We start from the raw sequence: 2,193 nt of genomic DNA, 5'->3' as shown, positions 1-2,193 counted from the left end.
AATCTCTTCCGCCTCTTCTTCGTTCTCGGCCTGCTCCAATGCCGACTGCAGCTTCGCCAACTCCTCGGTCAAATCTTCGGTGCGTTTGGCCAGCTCACGAAGCCGGCTGAGAACCTGGCGATCTTCCGCGGCGGCCTGCTGTTCGGCCGTTTGCTGCTGAGCCTGTTGCTGCGTTTCGTAACGGTTCTCGTCGTCTTCCAATTCCAATTCATCGAGCTGCTGTTGTCGACTCTGGCCGCCTCCGCCGCCTTGACTTTGTTGTTGCTGTCTCTGCTGCCGCGAGACCTCAAACTCACGCGAACGCAACTTCAGCAGATTCGAAAAACTTCGTTGTGCCGACGATCGGGCTTCGGGAAGATCCGTGGCGGCAAGGTTTTTCACGGTCTCGTTCATCGCTTCGTATGCCCGCAAACCAATTTCCTTGGACTTCGCGTCGGTTAACTTCTCCGCCATCTCTTCAAACTGGGCGATCGCCTCGGTTTGGGAGTCACTGATGGTTTGGATGTCTTCCGGCGCTGGTTTGGTGCCGGCCATCTCGAGCCGAATTTGATTCCAAATTGCGGTGATGATTTGTTTTTGCAGTTTCGCCAACTCTTCGGCTTGCTGCTGTTGACCGGACGGTTGGCCGGGTTGGGACGGCGGCGGCGAAGCGCCTTCGCGAAAGATCTCTTCGAACGGGCGCACATCGGCAAAGAACAGATCGCTCTCAGTACGACGCGGTTTTCCATCCGGCCCGATGTCTTCAGCCCAAAAATAGTACGACACCAAATCGTCCGGTTTTGCCTGCAACGATTCAAAATCCAGTGTGTGATCGATGCTCGAATCAACGTTGCGAGCCAGGTTTTCGGCAAGCTCGACGGTCACTTCGGGTTCATCTTCGATCCGGTAGGTGATCCCCGATTTCGAAATCCCATAGTCGTCACGAACGTTTGCACGCAGCGGCAGCTCTTGTAGCGCCGAGACGGTCACGTCGCGAGCCTTTTCGAGCTTCAATTTGGGCGGCTTGTTCGGTAGCACCTTGATCGACAATTCAGGCGGATACTTGTTCTTGCGTTCTTCGTCGTCAATCAATTTCAACAGATAGGTTTCCGATTGATCCGCCGTGACGGTGGCAACATAGGCGGCATAACGCTGCGTCGGACCATCGGTTTTGGGGTCGACGATCCGGGTCGCGGGCGAACAATCGATTACCTCGCCGCCTTTCGTCGTCAGCGTGCATGAGACGACGGGTTTGTTGAGCAGCAATCGCCACGTCACCTGGGTTCCCTGGACCACGCTGACCTTGACGGTGTCTTCGACGGTGCGTGACTTCATCTGCGTGTACTCAGGAAACTCAAGCACGGCGTCGCTACGTCGCAACTCGGGAAACTCAAACACGTCGACCGAATACGTTTGGCTGTTCCATCGCGGCGATTCGATTCGATAAGACAGCGGTTGATCGACGCGAGACAGGAAACCGCCGACGATCGGATCGCTCAAGTTTCGTTTCATCAAGACCTCGGATAACCTGCCATCGACGAACTCCGTGATCAGCGTCGCAGTCTCGGGTGCCGAGACGCTGAATTCGGCGGTCACGACCAGACTGGTGCCGCGTTCGATCGACACGTCACCGGGCAACACCGTCACGTCCTGTTGCGTTTCTGATTGGGACATCAGCGAGGTCGACAACAACGACGCGTCGGGATCCTGCCGGAAATCGATCATGGAAACACCGATCGCAGCAGCCAGCGCACCGGCGCCACACAGTCGCGAGGCCCACAACGACAAGGTCGACACCACGGTTTGCCAATCATGGGACCGGAAATGGTCGTGTGTTTCGCCGATCAGATGCTGTCCGAGGGGGCCGGATGTCTGTTCGTCATCCAGGTAAGCCGCGGTCAAAAGCCGTTCGCCCAACCCAGGAAACGCGGTTTCGATCTTCGAAGCCGTCGCTTGCACGCCCCCGGCCAGTCGACTCGACAGAACCCACGACGCAACCACCGCGATCACCAACACCGAAACGATCAACGTCCATGTGGTGGCATCGTCGATTTGCCCGGACAATTGCGCCCCGCGAAACATCAACGCGAACAACATCGCGATGATCGCAAACACCGCCAACAACGTCCAAAAGTGTCTGGACCGGACACGACCGGAAACATGCTTCATCTCACGCCGAATGCGCTCGAGTTGACGTTCCGCCATGCCAAGCTT

Annotated in this window: 1 pseudogene; it reads right to left on the bottom strand. The window is 57.0% G+C overall.

Features of this window, described 5'->3' with window-relative positions:
- Positions 1-2,148 (bottom strand): annotated as a pseudogene (locus tag ABX749_RS30480) (hypothetical protein); the annotation flags it as partial.
- Positions 2,149-2,193: the final 45 nt, after the last annotated feature.

The sequence above is a fragment of the Stieleria sp. genome (genome assembly GCF_041595215.1).
In the GTDB taxonomy this organism is placed as follows: domain Bacteria; phylum Planctomycetota; class Planctomycetia; order Pirellulales; family Pirellulaceae; genus Stieleria; species Stieleria magnilauensis.
The sequence above is the reverse complement of the archived record's forward strand: the minus strand, read 5'-3'. Positions and strand labels throughout refer to the sequence as shown.